The sequence below is a fragment of the Pseudomonas sp. SC11 genome (assembly GCF_047039205.1).
GTDB lineage: Bacteria > Pseudomonadota > Gammaproteobacteria > Pseudomonadales > Pseudomonadaceae > Aquipseudomonas > Aquipseudomonas boreofloridensis.
The window spans coordinates 729,893-745,630 of the sequence record NZ_CP178183.1; the positions used below are offsets into that span (position 1 = coordinate 729,893).

The following is a 15,738-nucleotide window of genomic DNA, read 5'->3' on the forward strand; positions in this document are numbered from 1 at the left end:
ACGCCCCAGCGGTTTCTGCTGTTGGGAATGACAGGGTAGATGGAACACGATGAATACGCGTACGGCTAGAAACTCCAAACTCCGCCTCTTGATTGCCGCGCTTTTGCTGGCTTGTCTATCGGAACAGGCGAGCGCGCTGATCTCCGGCAGTTTGGTGTGTTCGGTGACGGGCTACAACACATACGGTTATGAGGTCAGCCCCGGTGCAGAATTCGAAATTCCATTTTCTGGCACCTGCACGGCCAAGCGGGCTTATCCGCGTTATGCGGCGACGAATCTAGAGATCACGCCGGTCTATAACGTCACTGCAGGGGCCATCAAGGTTCTGCAGAAAAAATCTTACATGTACATGTCTGAAATTCCGCTTGGGTCTTACGGGCCTGACTGCTTGGGGGAGACCTGCATGCCGCTGCGTGTCGGAGCGACGGTTTCATACACCTATTACATCGTGGGTCGCGCGCCACAGAGTGGATCGGGGCGCGCCATCGTCAAGTTGGGCGTGACCTCTGCGGGCTATCCCAATTACGCCGAATGGCTGCACGAGATCAACTTCATCTACCGCGTACGCAGCGAAACCTGCAGCCTGACTTCGGCACGCAGCATCAGCTTGAAATTCGATCCAACCACCCCGGCGGGATTGGCAGGTCAACAGAAATCGGCGCCGATCAGTCTCAACTGCACCGGCGCCAGGCCGGCGTCCATGACGTTGACGGCCAATCAACCCATCGTCAACGCTGCGAGCGGCGTCTCGAAAACAAGCCTCACCGGCGTCAACATGCAGGCCCTGTGGAGCGCCTCCATGACCCCTGCCAGTTTCAATACGCCACGGGCGGTGACGCTGAAACAGGGCACAAACGATATCGGTTTGACGTTTTCGCCGCAGGTGGTCAATGGCGCGGACGTGTCGGGGAGCTTTCAGGTGCAGTACACACTGACGGTCAACTATCAGTAGTGTGTGTTGGGCGTTGACGCCCCAACTGGCGGGCATTAAAAAGCCGGCTTGTGGCCGGCTTTCGGGGACGGGCTTGGCTCATTTTTGATAAGCCGCAACCGCCTTAACGGGTTGGCCCTGAAGGCCTGAAAAAGATGACGGGCGGCCGTGTGGGGCGTCGTCAGGTGCTCTGGAATGCGGCTTGGCCGACCAGAGCAGAATGTGCCGCGTAGCATACAAGGGTGCACCGGGGATGCCCAGCGGAAATTGCCGCGCCGCTTACAGTGGGCGCTGGCGGCTGAACCACGACCACCAGAACACCCAGCCCAGCACCTGCATGCCCTGGGCGTGACGCTGGGCGCTGGTGTAGCGCTCCACGGCGTAGTTGCGCCGGTCGTGGCTGTGCAGGCACAGGGTGTCGTTCTGCCCGAGGCTGAGGCTGTGCACACGGAGCCGGCCCTCGTGCAGCAGGGCGTAGGTCTGGCCATCGACCACACGGGTGAGGCTGCGGTCGATGGCCAGGGCGGCGCCAATGGGCATCAGCGGCGCCATGTTGGCCGCCGGCATGTCCAGGCACACCACGTGTTCGGCGAGGATGCCCAGGGTGTCCAGCGCTTGCGCCGAGATCAGCAGGTGGCGCTCCGGGTCCGGCTGCAGCAGGCCGTCGACGAGGCGATGGAAGTCGACGCAGACCTGCCGTCCGCCATGGCCGGGCGGTGCGGGTTCGACCTGAGTGGGGCAGGGGCGCAGGATCGGGCTGGGGTGCTTGGGGCCTTCGCCGCTGCGCAGCCAGCGGCGATTGACGCAGAACAGATCGGCCACCTCGTCCAGGCGTGCGAGCGGGATGCCGCGCTTGAACCAGTTGTTCACGTGCTGGGGCGTGACATGGCGCTGGGCGGCGAAGTCGGACGAGGTCAGGCCGCATTCCTGCAGAAGGGTCTTGAGACGATCACCGGAATTGTTCATGGCGGCGAGTCTAGTGGGTGGCGCGTGGCGAGGGAATAAACGCGGTGATGGGGGAAGGAGCGGGTCTTGGCGGGCTGTGTAAGAAGCGTTTGAAAGGTGCTGTGGGATGCTTCTGACGTGATAGGTCAGCGCTTTCCGAGAAGAAGCTGGAAGCGGGGCCGCATGGCGACCCCGTTCCTATGCGGTATCAGCCTTTGTAGGCCGCTACCGACTTGGTGATCGCAGCGCGGGCGGCGTCTGCGCCGTCCCAGCCTTCGATCTTGACCCACTTGCCCTTCTCCAGATCCTTGTAGTTGGCGAAGAAGTGCTCGATCTGCTGGATCAGCAGCGGCGGCAGGTCGGTGTATTCCTTGACGTCCACGTACAGCTGCGACAGCTTGTCGTGCGGCACGGCGATGACTTTGGCGTCGCCGCCGCCGTCGTCGGTCATGTTCAGCACGCCGACCGGACGGGCGCGGATCACCGAGCCTGGCGCGACCGGGTACGGGGTGACCACCAGCACGTCCAGCGGATCACCGTCGTCGGCCAGGGTGTTGGGGATGAAGCCGTAGTTGGCGGGGTAGAACATCGGGGTGGCCATGAAACGGTCGACGAACAGGGTGTCGCTGTCCTTGTCGATCTCGTATTTGATCGGCGCGTGGTTGGCCGGGATCTCGATGGCGACGTAGATGTCGTTCGGCAGGTCTTTGCCCGCAGGAATCTTGCTGTAGCTCATTGGGCTTAGCCCCCCTGATTGACCAGAAAAAGTGGCGGCGATTATAGGCATATTCCGCCCCTGCATGCCACGGTCGGCCTGCGCCGCCGCCGCTCAGGCCGGGGCGTCGCGGTACTGCGGATGTTCGGCTTGCAGGCGGGTCAGGCGCGCCAGCGGGTCCTGGCGATAGAACAGCGCCAGTTGCTGGTAGACCTTGGGGTAGCTCTGCTGCAGCAGGTCGGGAGCGCTGAAGAAATACTCGCTGGTGACGGCGAAGAACTCCGCCGGGTTTTCCGCCGCGTAGGGGTCGATGACGGTTTCCAGGTCCGGGTTGGCATCGAGCTGACGGTTGAGGTCGTCGTAGGCCTGCTGCATGGCCTGCGCCCAGGCGCCGACGTCCATGTCCGGGTGCAGCGGCGGCAGGCCGTTGGCGTCGCCGTTGAGCATGTCGAGCTTGTGCGCCAGCTCGTGGATCACCAGGTTGTAGGCGTCCCAGCCGCCGCTGGCCAGCACGCCTGGCCAGGCCATGATCACCGGGCCCTGGAGCCAGGCCTCGCCGCTGTGTTCAGCGTCCCAGACATGCTCGACGCCACTGGCATCGCGGTGGCGCTGGGGGCTCTTGAAATCGTCGGGATAGAGGATCAGCTCGTGAAAGCCCTGGTACCAGTTCAGCTCGCCCAGATTCAGCAGCGGCAACTGGGCCTGGGCGGCGAGGAACAGGCGCTGCTCGTCGTCCAGTTCGACGCCGGGCAGGGTGGTGAGGTGCTTGTCGTGCAGGAACAGCACGCTGGCCTCGCGCAGCCAGCGGTCTTGCTCGTCACTGATGCCGTCGAGCAGGGGCAGGCGTTCGCGAACGGCCTGCCACAGCGCCGGGTCGATGGGGTAGCGCGCCAGGGTGCGCTTGCGCCGCCAGGCGGCCAACGACCACATGACCGCTCAGGACGCCTTGGCGGTGCGACCCAGGCGGCTGCGCAGCACGCCGAGGATCATCGGCACCAGCGACAGGATGATGATGGCGACCACCATCAGTGACAGGTGCTGCTTGATGAACGGGACGTTGCCGAAGAAGTAGCCCAGGGTCACCAGACCGCCGACCCACAGCAGGGTGCCGGCCACACTGAAGGCCAGGAAACGCGGATAGTGCATGTGGGCAATGCCGGCGACGAACGGTGCGAAAGTGCGCAGGATCGGCAGGAAGCGCGCCAGGGTGACGGTCTTGCCGCCGTGGCGTTCGTAGAATTCATGGGTGCGCTGCAGGTAGTCGCGGCGGAAGATCTTCGAATTGGGATTGCGGAACAGCCGCTCGCCCGCCGTGCGCCCGATCACGTAGTTGGTGCTGTCGCCGAGGATCGCCGCGAGCATCAGCAGACCGGCCAGCAGGACCGGGTCCATGCCGCCACCGGCGGCCACGGCGCCAGCGATGAACAGCAGCGAATCGCCCGGCAGGAAGGGCATGACCACCAGGCCGGTTTCGCAGAAGATCACCGCGAACAGAATGGCGTAGATCCAGGGACCGTAGTTGGTCACCAGCAGGTCAAGGTAGGCATCGAGATGCAGGATAAGGTCCAGCGGGTTGAATTCCATGTACAGCACCTGTTGTCTTGACCCGCTTCTACGGGCGCGCGATGACGGACGAAGTCATTATTGGCGTGGGTATCTTCCCCGAACGGGGAGTGATTTTTCACATATGACGAGGGGGGCATTATACGGCGAAGTCGTGAAGATGCCCGGAGAGTTTGTAGCGAGTGGTTACGGTTTGCCCGGCGGCCCGTCTGGCTCAGTCCTGGCTGATCGGCAGGATGTAGTTCTCGAACTCGGTGTCCTTGCGAAAGCCCATGGACTCATAGGTCTTCTTCGCCACCTCGTTGTCGCTGCTGGTCGATACCCGCAGGCGGATGGCGTTGCTCTGCTTGGCCATCTTCTTGGCTTCGCGCATCAGGTGGTCGGCCACCAGCATGCGCCGCGAGTCTTCGGCCACGTAGATGTCGTTGACGATCCACACGCGCTTGAGCGACAGCGATGAAAAACTCGGGTAGAGCTGGCAGAAACCCAGCAGGCGGCTGTCGTCGTCATCCGGCAGGGCCAGATAGATCACCGACTCGCCGCGCGTGAGGCGCTTGCGCAGAAAGGTCCGCGAGGTGTCGGGATAGGGCAGTTGCCCGTAGAACTCGCGGTACTGGACGAACAGCGGGGTGAGCAGGTCGAGGTGTTCCAGGGTTGCCTTGATGATGCGCATGAGCAGGCCTCAGAGTCCATTGGGAACGGGATGATGCACGTCGCCACGTGATGGCATGCTGCCCCAAGGCAGTCTGCATACGCAATCTGCCTGGGGGAACGCAGGGTCAGTCCTCGCCGAGCAGGAAGTTGCCGGTCTTGCCGCCGGGCTGATCGCTGTCGAGGCTGTGGACCTCGGCCTCGTCCTTGAGGTTCACCCCGGACAACTGCCGTCGGCAGGCCTCGCGCATCAAGTACAGCAGGCGATGCGCGGCCATGCCGTAGCTCAGGCCCTCCAGGCGCACGTTGGAGATGCAGTTGCGGTAGGCGTCGGTCAGGCCCACCTTCGGTGCATAGGTGAAATACAGGCCCAGGCTGTCGGGCGAGCTCAGGCCGGGGCGCTCGCCGATCAGCATCACGGTCATGCGTGCGCCCAGCAGCTCGCCCACTTCGTCAGCCACCGCCACCCGTCCCTGTTGCACCAGGATCACCGGCGCCGTCGTCCAGCCCTCGGCGCTGGCCTGCTCTTCGAAGCGGCTCAGCAGCGGCAGGGTGTGACGGTGTACGGCCAGGGCCGAGAGGCCGTCGGCGACGACGATCGCCAGATCGACCCCGCCGGCGTTGGCTTGGGCATGCTCGCGCAGCGTGGCCGCCGACTCGTCGCTCAGGCGGCGGCCGAGGTCGGGCCGTTGCAGGTACTGGTGACGGTCGGCGGCCGCGCTGTGCAGCAGCAGGCTGTCGCGCCCGCGCGCCTGCAACTGCTCGCGCAGCGCGGCGTGGTCGAAGGGCAGGTGCACGGCGTCGCGGGCCTGGGCGTGGGCGAACTGGAAGTCCAGTTGCGCGCCGGTGGGCAGGCTGGTGCCGGTGCGGCCCAGGGCGATGCGCGCCGGGGTCAGGTTGCGCAGGGCCAGCCAGGGGTTGTCGGGAGTGGGTACGTGTCGGTCCATGGTCGTGCCTATGCGAGCTGTGCCAAGGCCTGGCGGAAGGCCGGCGGGAGGTTGTCGCCGAAGCGTACGCGGCCGTCGGCCTGGGTCAGGATGCCGGTGCGCTCCAGCCAGGCTTCGAACTCCGGACCCGGTTTCAGGCCCAGGGTCTGACGGGCGTAGAGGGCGTCGTGGAACGAGGTGGTCTGGTAGTTGAGCATGATGTCGTCGGAGCCGGGGATGCCCATGATGAAGTTGATCCCGGCAACGCCGAGCAGGGTGAGCAGGGTGTCCATGTCGTCCTGGTCGGCTTCGGCGTGGTTGGTGTAGCAGATGTCGCAGCCCATGGGCACGCCGAGCAGCTTGCCGCAGAAGTGATCCTCCAGCCCCGCACGGATGATCTGCTTGCCGTTGTACAGGTACTCGGGACCGATGAAGCCGACCACGGTGTTGACCAGAAATGGCTTGAAATGCCGGGCCACGGCGTAGGCGCGGGTCTCGCAGGTCTGCTGGTCGACGCCGTGGTGGGCATTGGCCGACAGCGCGCTGCCTTGGCCGGTTTCGAAGTACATCAGGTTCTGTCCGAGGGTGCCGCGTTGCAGCGACAGCCCGGCCTCGTAGCCTTCCTGCAAAACGTTGAGGTTGATGCCGAAGCCGGCGTTGGCAGCCTCGGTGCCGGCGATGGACTGGAACACCAGGTCCAGCGGCACGCCGCGGTTGATCGCCTCGATCGAGGTGGTGACGTGGGTCAGCACGCAGGATTGGGTGGGAATGTCATAGCGCTGGATGATGGCGTCGAGCATTTCCAGCAGGGCACAGATGGAGGCGATGCTGTCGGTGGCCGGGTTGATGCCGATCATGGCGTCGCCGTTGCCGTACAGCAGCCCGTCGAGAATGCTAGCGGCGATACCCGCCGGTTCGTCGGTGGGGTGGTTGGGTTGCAGGCGGGTCGATAATCGCCCGCGTAGGCCCATGGTGCCGCGAAACGCGGTGACCACACGGATCTTCTGCGCGACCAGCACCAAGTCCTGCACGCGCATGATCTTCGACACCGCAGCGGCCATTTCCGGGGTCAGGCCCGGGGCCAGCGCCCGCAGGCTGGACTCGTCGGCCGCTTCGCTGAGCAGCCAGTCGCGCAGGCCACCGACCGTGAGGTGGCTGACCGGGGCGAAGGCCTCGGCGTCGTGGGTGTCGACGATCAGCCGGGTGATTTCGTCCTGCTCGTAGGGAATCAGCGCTTCGCTGAGGAAGTGGCTGAGGGGGATGTCGGCCAGGGCCATCTGCGCGGCGACCCGCTCACCGTCGTTTGCGGCGGCCACGCCTGCGAGGAAGTCGCCGGAGCGCGCCGGGCTGGCCTTGGCCATGACCTCCTTGAGGCTGTCGAAACGGTAGACCAGATTGCCGACCGTGTGTACGAAACGTGCCATACAGAACCTCCAGGGCGCCGCAGGACGGGCCTGCGGCGTGGGTCGGCAATCAGTGTAGGGCCTCTTCGGCCTGCTGGATCGCGGCGAATTCCTCTTCCGGCGTGCCGGCAACCAAGTGGTGGCGACTGTAGAACGCGAAGTAGGCAATTAATACTGCATAGATCAGCGCAGCGCCAATCACCACCCGCGGATCGACCAGGAAGCCGGCCACCACCGCAATGCACGCCAGCACCAGGGCCAGGCCCGAAGTGAAGATGCCACCCGGGGTGCGGTAGGGGCGGGCCATCTTCGGCCGACGGATGCGCAGGGTGATGTGCGCGGCCATCATCAGCACATAGGACAGTGTGGCACCGAACACCGCCACCAGAATCAGCAGGTCGCCCTGGCCGGTCAGCGACAGGGCGAAGCCGATCAATCCAGGGATGACCAAGGCCAGCACCGGCGCCTTGCTCTTGTTGGTTTCCGAGAGCTTGCGCGGCAGGTAGCCAGCGCGCGACAGGGCGAAAATCTGCCGGGAATAGGCGTAGATGATCGAGAAGAAGCTGGCGATCAGTCCGGCCAGGCCAACCAGGTTGACGAAGCCGCTCATCCAGGTGGAACCGCCGTAGGCTTTGGCCAGGGCTTCGACCAGTGGGTTGCCCGAGGCCTTGAGCGCTTCGGAGCCGGCGCCGCCGGGGCCGACCACCAGAATCAGCAGGGCGAAGGCCAGCAGCACCAGCATCGCGCCGATCAAACCGCGTGGCAGGTCGCGCCGTGGGTTCTTGGTTTCTTCGGCGGCCAGGGGCACGCCTTCGACCGCGAGGAAGAACCAGATCGCATAGGGGATTGCCGCCCACACGCCGACATAGCCGAACGGCAGGAAGCTGCTGGCGCCAGCGGCGTCGGTCTGGGCGATGTCGAAGAGGTTGGCTGCATCGAAATGGGGCAGCATGCCCAGCAGGAACACCACCAGGGCGATGGCGGCGATGGCGGTGATGCCGAACATCAGCTTCAGCGCTTCACCCACGCCAAAGATATGAATGCCGATGAACACCACGTAGAACGCCAGGTAGATCATCCAGCCGCCGATGCCGAACAGCGACTGGCAATAGGCGCCGATGAACGTAGCGATGGCGGCGGGTGCGATGGCGTACTCGATGAGGATCGCCGTACCGGTGAGAAAGCCGCCCCAAGGCCCGAAGGCGCTGCGGGCAAACCCATAGCCGCCGCCAGCGGTGGGAATCATCGAAGACAGTTCAGCCAGCGAGAAACACATGCACAGGTACATGGTGGCCATCAGCAAGGTGGCGAGGAACATCCCGCCCCAGCCGCCTTGGGCAAGGCCGAAGTTCCATCCGGCATAGTCGCCGGAGATCACATAGGCCACGCCCAGGCCCACCAGCAGAACCCAGCCCGCAGCACCTTTCTTGAGTTCGCGTTGTTGGAAGTAGTCGGAGCCGACCTTTTCGAAGTCGACCGAAGAACCGGCCGGTGTACCGGCGGAATGTTCGCTTGGCATGATTTCACCTGTTTGTTGTTTTAGGTCGCCGGAGGGACGCCGGGCCTTTGGTGATTCAGGTGTTGCAGAAAGCGCGCCAACGGCGCGAGCGGCCAGCCGCTCCAGCTACGAGCGGCAAGCTGCAAGCTGCAAGAAAAAGCAGCCGGCGCACGGTCCGCTCTTTCTTGTCGCTTGCCGCTTGCCCCTTGCAGCTTTTTTTTAGAAGAAGCCGAGTGGGTTGATGTCGTAGCTGACCAGCAGGTTCTTGGTCTGCTGGTAGTGGTCGAGCATCATCTTGTGGGTTTCACGGCCGACACCGGACTTCTTGTAGCCACCGAAAGCGGCGTGGGCGGGGTAGAGGTGGTAGCAGTTGGTCCACACGCGGCCGGCCTTGATACCGCGGCCCATGCGGTAGGCACGGTTGATGTCGCGGGTCCACACGCCTGCGCCGAGGCCGAACTCGGTGTCGTTGGCGATGGCCAGGGCTTCGGCTTCGTCCTTGAAGGTGGTGACGCTGACCACCGGGCCGAAGATCTCCTCCTGGAAGACGCGCATCTTGTTGTTGCCCTTGAGCAAGGTCGGCTGGATGTAGTAGCCGCTAGCCAGCGAGCCGTCCAGTTGCTCCACCTTGCCGCCGGTCAGCAGCTCGGCGCCCTCTTCCTGGGCAATCTTCAGGTAGGACTGGATCTTTTCGAACTGCTGCTGCGAGGCCTGGGCGCCGACCATGGTGTCGGTGTCCAACGGGTCGCCGCGCTTGATCTGCAGCACCTTCTTCATCACCACGTCCATGAACTGCGGGTAGATCGACTCCTGCACCAGCGCGCGCGACGGGCAGGTGCACACCTCGCCCTGGTTGAAGAACGCCAGTACCAGACCTTCGGCGGCCTTGTCGATGAAGCTCGGCTCGGCCTGCATGATGTCTTCGAAGTAGACGTTCGGCGATTTGCCGCCCAACTCCACGGTGGACGGAATGATGTTTTCCGCGGCGCATTTCATGATGTGCGAGCCCACCGGGGTCGAACCGGTGAAGGCGATCTTGGCGATGCGCTTGCTGGTGGCCAGCGCTTCACCGGCTTCGCGGCCATAGCCTTGCACCACGTTGAGCACGCCCTTGGGCAGCAGGTCGCCGATCAATTCCATCAGCACGGTGATGCCCAAAGGCGTCTGCTCGGCGGGCTTGAGCACCACGCAGTTGCCGGCGGCCAGGGCCGGTGCGAGTTTCCAGGCGGCCATCAGCAGCGGGAAGTTCCACGGGATGATCTGGCCGACCACGCCCAGCGGCTCGTGGATGTGGTAAGCCACGGTGTTTTCGTTGATCTCGGCGGCGCCGCCTTCCTGGGCGCGCAGGCAACCGGCGAAGTAGCGGAAGTGATCGACCGCCAGTGGGATGTCGGCGTTGAGGGTTTCGCGGATCGGCTTGCCGTTGTCCCAGGTTTCGGTGATGGCCAGCACTTCGAGGTTCTGCTCGATGCGGTCGGCGATGCGCAGCAGCACGTTGGAACGGTCCTGCACCGAGGTGCGACCCCAGGCGTCGGCGGCGGCATGGGCCGCGTCCAGCGCTTTGTCGATGTCTTCGGCCGTGGAGCGAGGGAATTCGGCGATCAGCTTGCCGGTGACCGGAGAGGTGTTTTCGAAGTACTGGCCTTTGACCGGAGCTACGAATTCGCCACCGATGTAGTTGCCGTAGCGCTGCTTGAAGGAAATCTTGGCGCCTTCGGTACCGGGATGTGCGTAACGCATGGTGTCTCTCCTGGCTATTGTGTTTGTTGGGGAGTGGACAAGCGTAGAGCAAACCGTGGGCCAGTGTGGTGCATACCTTTGCAATCAATGACTTAGGTCATTTCGCTGAATGGCGGTCGGGCGTTGGGTATCAGGACCGGTACGGCGGGCGTGACACTTTGTCCCGTTCCTGTGACGTCACTGACTCGTCAGTCGCCTCGTGATTGCAAACCACGCGGCGCAGGAGGATGCTGGCGCAACGCTCTATCTGCGGAGAACAACAAACATGCAGAGCAACGCTTTCAGCCGCCATGCTCAGCAGGTGCTCACCGTTGCCCAGGGATCGACCAGCGGGCCGGGCAGCGATCCGTCCATCGCCCGCTCCTGGCTGCGCTGCCTGCAGGATCACCACCTGGACCCGGCATTGGCCCAGCCCCCGGTGGTGCTTGAACAGGCGCGTTTGCAGGAGAGTCGTGCGCGCCTGCACCAGGTGTTGCAGATCGCCGAGGGCGAGATGAACAGCCTGCACCAGCAGTTGTCCGGCGCCGGCCATGCGGTGCTGCTCACCGACGCGCGCGGGGTGATCCTCAATTGCGTCACCGCACCCAGCGAGCGGCGTATCTTCGAGCGCGCCGGGCTGTGGCTCGGCGCCGACTGGAGCGAAGCCTGCGAAGGCACCAATGGCATCGGCACCTGTGTCGTCGAACGCCAGCCGGTGACCATTCATCAGGATGAACATTTTCGCGGCCAGCACACCGGACTCACCTGCTCGGCCAGCCCGGTGTTCGATCCCCACGGCGAGCTGCTGGCGGTGCTCGACGTGTCCTCGGCCCGTGCGGAGGTCTCGCGGCAGAGCCAGTTCCACACCATGGCCCTGGTCAACCTCTCGGCGAAGATGATCGAGAGCTGTTATTTCCTGCGTCACTTCGAGCAGCACTGGCTGCTGCGTTTCCACCTGCACGCCGAATCGGTCGGGCTGTTCAGTGAGGGACTGTTGGCGTTCGACGGTGACGGACGCATCTGCGCAGTCAACCAGGGCGCGCTGAACCTGCTGGGCAGTCGCCGGGACGGGCTGCTGGGCATGCCGGTGGAGCGGTTCTTCGCCTGCAGCCATGACGAACTGTTCAGTCGCGCGTCGCCCCAGGGCAGCACGGCCTGGCCGCTGCGCACTCATGACGGTCGGCAGGTGTTCGCCAGTTTGCGCGGGCGGGCACGCGTGCCTGTCTACCCGCTGGCGCGTCCCTCGCCAGCGGCGGCGGTCGATCCGGGCATCTGCCTGCACGACCCGGTCCTGCAAGCGGACTTCCGACGCGCGCTGCGTGTGTACCCACGCGATGTACCGCTGTTGCTGCGTGGCGAGACCGGCTGCGGCAAGGAAGCCTTCGCCCTGGCGGTGCATCAGGCCAGCGAACGGCGCGGCAAGCCGTTCGTGGCGATCAACTGTGCGTCGATTCCGGAAAGCCTGATCGAGAGCGAACTGTTCGGTTATCGCGGCGGCAGCTTCACCGGTTCGCGCAAGGAGGGCATGCGCGGCAAATTGCTGCAGGCCGATGGCGGTACCTTGCTGCTGGACGAGATCGGTGACATGCCGCTGGCCTTGCAGACCCGCCTGCTGCGGGTGCTGGAAGAACGCCAGGTGGTGCCCATCGGCGGCGAGCCTCAGGCGGTGGATCTGCGCATCGTCAGCGCGACCCACCGTGACCTGTTGCAGCGGGTGGAAGAGGGCAGTTTTCGTGAAGACCTCTATTACCGGCTCAACGGCCTGGAAATCAACATTCCCGCCGTGCGCGAGCGGGGCGACCGGGCGCAGTTGCTCGACGCGCTGCTGGCCGAGGAAGCCGCGGGCCAGGCGATCAGCCTCGAACCCCAGGCACGCCAGGCGCTGATGGACTTCGCCTGGCCGGGCAACGTGCGCCAGATGCGCAACGTGCTGCGCACCTTGGTGGCGCTCTGCGAGGGTCAGCGCATTTATCTGTCGGATCTGCCGCCCGCTGTCAGAGCACCTCACGCTACTGGAGATGTGGGCTCGCCCCGCGAGGACGGTGGCGCGGATGACACCGGACACGCGGCCGATCTCATCGCGGGACACGCTCGCCCACAAGCTGGCGCACCGCTGCAGAGCGCGGAGCGCCAGGCCCTGCTGTCGACGCTCGCCCAGCACCGCTGGCACCTGACCCGCGTCGCCGAGCACCTGGGTATCAGCCGCAACACCCTGTACCGCAAACTGCGCAAGCACGGCATCGCCCGCGCCGGTTGAGCGAAACAGCGGGTGCGATTTCCCGCGCCCTGGGCTACCCTGCCTCGACGTTTTGCGAGGTCGATCATGCACATTCACATTCTCGGTATTTGCGGCACTTTCATGGGTTCGCTGGCGGTCCTGGCCAAGGAACTCGGTCATCGCGTCACCGGTTCGGACGCCAACGTCTACCCGCCGATGAGCACCCAGCTCCAGGCTCAGGGCATCGAATTGACCCAGGGCTACGACCCGGCCCAGCTCGAACCGGCCCCGGACCTGGTGGTGATCGGCAACGCCATGTCGCGCGGCAATCCGGCGGTGGAATACGTCCTGAACAAGGGGCTGCCCTACGTCTCGGGCCCGCAATGGCTGGCCGACCACGTGCTGCAAGGCCGGTGGGTGCTGGCGGTGGCCGGCACCCACGGCAAGACCACCACCAGCAGCATGCTGGCCTGGGTGCTGGAACATGCGGGCATGAGCCCGGGCTTCCTGATCGGTGGCGTGCCGCAGAACTTTTCGGTGTCGGCGCGTCTGGGCGACACGCCGTTCTTCGTGGTCGAAGCCGATGAATACGACAGCGCGTTCTTCGACAAGCGCTCCAAGTTTGTCCACTACCACCCGCGCACTGCCATCCTCAATAACCTGGAGTTCGACCACGCGGACATCTTCCCGGACCTGGCCGCCATCGAGCGACAGTTCCACCATTTGGTGCGCACCATTCCCAGCGAAGGCCTGGTCATCCACCCGACCACCGAGCCTGCGTTGGAGCGGGTCATCGGCATGGGCTGCTGGACGCCGGTGCAGACCACCGGTGAGGGCGGGCAGTGGCAGGCGCGTCTGCTCAGTGCGGATGGCTCGCGGTTCGAGGTGTTGTTCGACGGTCAGGTGCAAGGCGTGGTCGACTGGGCGCTGACCGGTCAGCACAACGTCGCCAACGCCCTGGCCACCTTGGCGGCCGCGCGCCATGTGGGTGTGGCGGCGGCCATGGGCATCGAAGGCTTGAGCGCCTTCAAGAGCGTCAAGCGGCGGATGGAAAAGGTGGCCGAAGTGCAGGGTGTGGTCATCTACGATGATTTCGCTCACCACCCGACCGCCATCGCCACCACCCTCGACGGCTTGCGCAAGCAAGTGGGCGAGGCGCCGGTGATCGCGGTGATCGAGCCGCGCTCCAATTCGATGAAGCTCGGCGCGCACCGTGACGGCTTGCCGGACAGCGTCAACCACGCCGATCAGGTGATCTGGTACGCCCCGGCCAACCTGGGCTGGGATCTGGCCGCCACTGCGGCCCAGTGCACGGTGCCGAGCGTGGTCGCCGACAGCCTCGAGGCGATCATCGCGCGCATCAAGGATCAGGTGCGGCCGGGCACCCATGTGGTGATCATGAGCAACGGCGGCTTCGGCGGCCTGCACGGTAAGCTGGCCGAGGCCCTGAAGTGAGCGGCCCGCAGCGCATCACCCTGGCCATGACCGGCGCCTCGGGCGCGCAGTATGGCCTGCGGTTGCTCGACTGCCTGGTGCGTGAGGAGCGTGAGGTGCATTTCCTCATCTCCAAAGCGGCGCAACTGGTGATGGCCACCGAGACCGACGTGGTATTGCCGGCCAAGCCCCAGGCGATGCAGGCGTTTCTGACCGAGTACACGGGAGCTGCTGATGGGCAGATCCGCGTGTATGGCAAGGAGGACTGGATGTCGCCAGTGGCTTCGGGGTCTGGCGCGCCGGCCGCGATGGTGGTGGTGCCCTGTTCGACCGGCACCTTGTCGGCGATCGCCACCGGGGCTTGCAACAACCTCATCGAGCGCGCTGCCGACGTCACCTTGAAAGAGCGTCGGCAACTGATTCTGGTGCCGCGTGAGGCGCCGTTCTCCACCATTCATCTGGAGAACATGCTCAAGCTGTCGCACATGGGCGCGGTGATTCTGCCGGCGGCGCCGGGGTTCTACCACCAGCCGCAGACCATCGACGACCTGGTCGACTTCGTGGTGGCGCGGGTACTCAACCTGCTCGACATTCCCCAGGACATGCTGCCGCGTTGGGGCGAGCACCATCACGGGGTCGAGGATTGAGACGCGCTGCACTGGGGCTGTTGTTGATCGCCCTGGGCGGCTGCGCGACGGTGCGCACGCTCGATGCCAATCAACCCGGCGCCCCGGTGGTGTACGCGGGGACGCGGCTTGACCTGTATGCGATCGACGGCGGCTGTTGCGCCAAGGACCGTTTCGGGGCCGAGGCGCCTGCCTACCCACGGCTGGACCTGCCGGGGAGCATGCTGCTCGATACCCTGTTGCTGCCGTTGTCGGCATTGACCGTTTTAGGTGTGGGGTTCAACGCCACTGGCGGGCTCTAGGGCGGGCACACGCGGTCCTGGCAATGGTCGCGGCGAGGCTGAAAACCTGGGACCGCTGCGCGGTCCGATCGCGACACAAGGCCGCTCCCACGAGGCGGTGTGAAATGCCAGGAATTGAGCATGGCAGTGCTTCGATAAACATCTGCACACCATGCTCTCCCAGGCTGCCTGGCCTTGCACCGTCCAGCTTGAGGGAGCGGCCTTGTGTCGCGATTGGACCGCAGAGTGATCCCGGTAATGGCAGCGGCGAGAGTGAAGCCAGGGACCGCTGCGCGGTCCGATCGCGACGCACGGCCGCTCCCACGAGGCGGTGTGAAATGCCAGGATTTGAGCATGGCAGTGCTTCGATAAACATCTGCACACCATGCTCTCCCAGGCTGCCTGGCCTTGCACCGTCCAGCTTGAGGGAGCGGCCTTGTGTCGCGATTGGACCGCAGAGTGATCCCGGTAATGGCAGCGGCGAGAGTGAAGCCAGGGACCGCTGCGCGGTCCGATCGCGACGCACGGCCGCTCCCACGAGGCGGTGTGAAATGCCAGGAATTGAGCATGGCAGTGCTTCGATAAACATCTGCACACCATGCTCTCCCAGGCTGCCTGGCCTTGCACCGTCCGGCTTGAGGGAGCGGCCTTGTGTCGCGGTTGGACCGCAGAGTGATCCCGGTAATGGCAGCGGCGAGAGTGAAGCCAGGGACCGCTGCGCGGTCCGATCGCGACACAAGGCCGCTCCCACGAGGCGGTGTGAAATGCCAGGAATTGAGCATGGCAGTGCTTCGATAAACATCTGCACACCATGCTCTCCCAGGCTGC

14 protein-coding genes are annotated in these 15,738 nt (G+C 64.7%); 5 read left to right on the plus strand and 9 right to left on the minus strand.

Annotated features, from left to right (window positions below):
* The first annotated feature begins 49 nt into the window (after nucleotides 1-49).
* Nucleotides 50-952 carry a fimbrial protein gene (locus tag ACK2SD_RS03360; RefSeq protein ID WP_412461342.1) on the plus strand — a complete coding sequence of 301 codons (903 nt, stop codon included), beginning with the start codon at nucleotides 50-52 and terminating at the stop codon, nucleotides 950-952.
* A gap of 258 nt (nucleotides 953-1,210) precedes the next feature.
* Here ACK2SD_RS03360 and ACK2SD_RS03365 read toward each other — a convergent pair whose 3' ends face one another.
* The 9 genes from ACK2SD_RS03365 to ACK2SD_RS03405 form a co-directional block, all read right to left on the minus strand.
* Entirely contained in the window at nucleotides 1,211-1,897 is a 687-nt protein-coding gene (locus ACK2SD_RS03365) for an XRE family transcriptional regulator (RefSeq protein WP_039580655.1), read from the minus strand.
* Between the two features lie 187 nt (nucleotides 1,898-2,084).
* Nucleotides 2,085-2,612: an inorganic diphosphatase gene (gene ppa / locus ACK2SD_RS03370; protein WP_029611948.1), complete on the minus strand. Its 528-nt coding sequence runs from the start codon at nucleotides 2,610-2,612 to the stop codon at nucleotides 2,085-2,087.
* A 93-nt stretch (nucleotides 2,613-2,705) separates the two neighbouring features.
* The gene (locus ACK2SD_RS03375; protein WP_116889395.1) at nucleotides 2,706-3,521 is read right to left on the minus strand and encodes a zinc-dependent peptidase; all 816 of its coding nucleotides are present in this window, start codon (nucleotides 3,519-3,521) and stop codon (nucleotides 2,706-2,708) included.
* A gap of 6 nt (nucleotides 3,522-3,527) precedes the next feature.
* On the minus strand, nucleotides 3,528-4,175 hold the full coding sequence (locus ACK2SD_RS03380; RefSeq protein ID WP_029611947.1) for a DedA family protein: 648 nt from the start codon (nucleotides 4,173-4,175) through the stop codon (nucleotides 3,528-3,530).
* 193 nt (nucleotides 4,176-4,368) lie between these two features.
* Nucleotides 4,369-4,827 carry a GNAT family N-acetyltransferase gene (locus tag ACK2SD_RS03385; protein ID WP_029611946.1) on the minus strand — a complete coding sequence of 153 codons (459 nt, stop codon included), beginning with the start codon at nucleotides 4,825-4,827 and terminating at the stop codon, nucleotides 4,369-4,371.
* A gap of 106 nt (nucleotides 4,828-4,933) precedes the next feature.
* Entirely contained in the window at nucleotides 4,934-5,752 is an 819-nt protein-coding gene (eutC, locus tag ACK2SD_RS03390) for an ethanolamine ammonia-lyase subunit EutC (RefSeq protein ID WP_412461343.1), read from the minus strand.
* A gap of 8 nt (nucleotides 5,753-5,760) precedes the next feature.
* Nucleotides 5,761-7,155, minus strand: a complete 1,395-nt coding sequence (locus ACK2SD_RS03395; protein ID WP_029611944.1) for an ethanolamine ammonia-lyase subunit EutB — start codon at nucleotides 7,153-7,155, stop codon at nucleotides 5,761-5,763.
* Nucleotides 7,156-7,204: 49 nt separating this feature from the next.
* Entirely contained in the window at nucleotides 7,205-8,653 is a 1,449-nt protein-coding gene (gene eat, locus ACK2SD_RS03400; protein WP_039580643.1) for an ethanolamine permease, read from the minus strand.
* Between the two features lie 198 nt (nucleotides 8,654-8,851).
* Nucleotides 8,852-10,372: an aldehyde dehydrogenase family protein gene (locus tag ACK2SD_RS03405; protein WP_039580640.1), complete on the minus strand. Its 1,521-nt coding sequence runs from the start codon at nucleotides 10,370-10,372 to the stop codon at nucleotides 8,852-8,854.
* A gap of 265 nt (nucleotides 10,373-10,637) precedes the next feature.
* Here ACK2SD_RS03405 and ACK2SD_RS03410 point away from each other — a divergent pair, with 265 nt between their 5' ends.
* The 4 genes from ACK2SD_RS03410 (at nucleotide 10,638) to ACK2SD_RS03425 (ending at nucleotide 14,931) form a co-directional block, all read left to right on the plus strand.
* Complete coding sequence (locus ACK2SD_RS03410) at nucleotides 10,638-12,608, plus strand: sigma-54-dependent Fis family transcriptional regulator (RefSeq protein WP_412461344.1); 1,971 nt, start codon at nucleotides 10,638-10,640, stop codon at nucleotides 12,606-12,608.
* A gap of 66 nt (nucleotides 12,609-12,674) precedes the next feature.
* Entirely contained in the window at nucleotides 12,675-14,024 is a 1,350-nt protein-coding gene (gene mpl / locus ACK2SD_RS03415) for a UDP-N-acetylmuramate:L-alanyl-gamma-D-glutamyl-meso-diaminopimelate ligase (protein ID WP_295488651.1), read from the plus strand.
* The gene (ubiX, locus tag ACK2SD_RS03420; RefSeq protein WP_412461345.1) at nucleotides 14,021-14,650 is read left to right on the plus strand and encodes a flavin prenyltransferase UbiX; all 630 of its coding nucleotides are present in this window, start codon (nucleotides 14,021-14,023) and stop codon (nucleotides 14,648-14,650) included. The genes mpl and ubiX overlap by 4 nt, the downstream gene beginning before the upstream one ends.
* Nucleotides 14,647-14,931, plus strand: a complete 285-nt coding sequence (locus ACK2SD_RS03425; protein ID WP_039580629.1) for a YceK/YidQ family lipoprotein — start codon at nucleotides 14,647-14,649, stop codon at nucleotides 14,929-14,931. Before ubiX ends, ACK2SD_RS03425 begins: the two co-directional genes overlap by 4 nt.
* Nucleotides 14,932-15,738 lie beyond the last annotated feature (807 nt).

Bases quoted from the DNA above. Each gene is read 5' to 3' on its own strand.
- ACK2SD_RS03375 (WP_116889395.1), bottom strand. From the start codon at position 3,521: ATGTGGTCGTTGGCCGCCTGGCGGCGCAAGCGCACCCTGGCGCGCTAC.
- ACK2SD_RS03405 (WP_039580640.1), bottom strand. From the start codon at position 10,372: ATGCGTTACGCACATCCCGGTACCGAAGGCGCCAAGATTTCCTTCAAG.
- ACK2SD_RS03360 (WP_412461342.1), top strand. From the start codon at position 50: ATGAATACGCGTACGGCTAGAAACTCCAAACTCCGCCTCTTGATTGCC.
- mpl (WP_295488651.1), top strand. From the start codon at position 12,675: ATGCACATTCACATTCTCGGTATTTGCGGCACTTTCATGGGTTCGCTG.
- eutC (WP_412461343.1), bottom strand. From the start codon at position 5,752: ATGGACCGACACGTACCCACTCCCGACAACCCCTGGCTGGCCCTGCGC.
- eat (WP_039580643.1), bottom strand. From the start codon at position 8,653: ATGCCAAGCGAACATTCCGCCGGTACACCGGCCGGTTCTTCGGTCGAC.
- ACK2SD_RS03385 (WP_029611946.1), bottom strand. From the start codon at position 4,827: ATGCGCATCATCAAGGCAACCCTGGAACACCTCGACCTGCTCACCCCG.
- ACK2SD_RS03365 (WP_039580655.1), bottom strand. From the start codon at position 1,897: ATGAACAATTCCGGTGATCGTCTCAAGACCCTTCTGCAGGAATGCGGC.
- ACK2SD_RS03410 (WP_412461344.1), top strand. From the start codon at position 10,638: ATGCAGAGCAACGCTTTCAGCCGCCATGCTCAGCAGGTGCTCACCGTT.
- ACK2SD_RS03395 (WP_029611944.1), bottom strand. From the start codon at position 7,155: ATGGCACGTTTCGTACACACGGTCGGCAATCTGGTCTACCGTTTCGAC.
- ACK2SD_RS03380 (WP_029611947.1), bottom strand. From the start codon at position 4,175: ATGGAATTCAACCCGCTGGACCTTATCCTGCATCTCGATGCCTACCTT.
- ppa (WP_029611948.1), bottom strand. From the start codon at position 2,612: ATGAGCTACAGCAAGATTCCTGCGGGCAAAGACCTGCCGAACGACATC.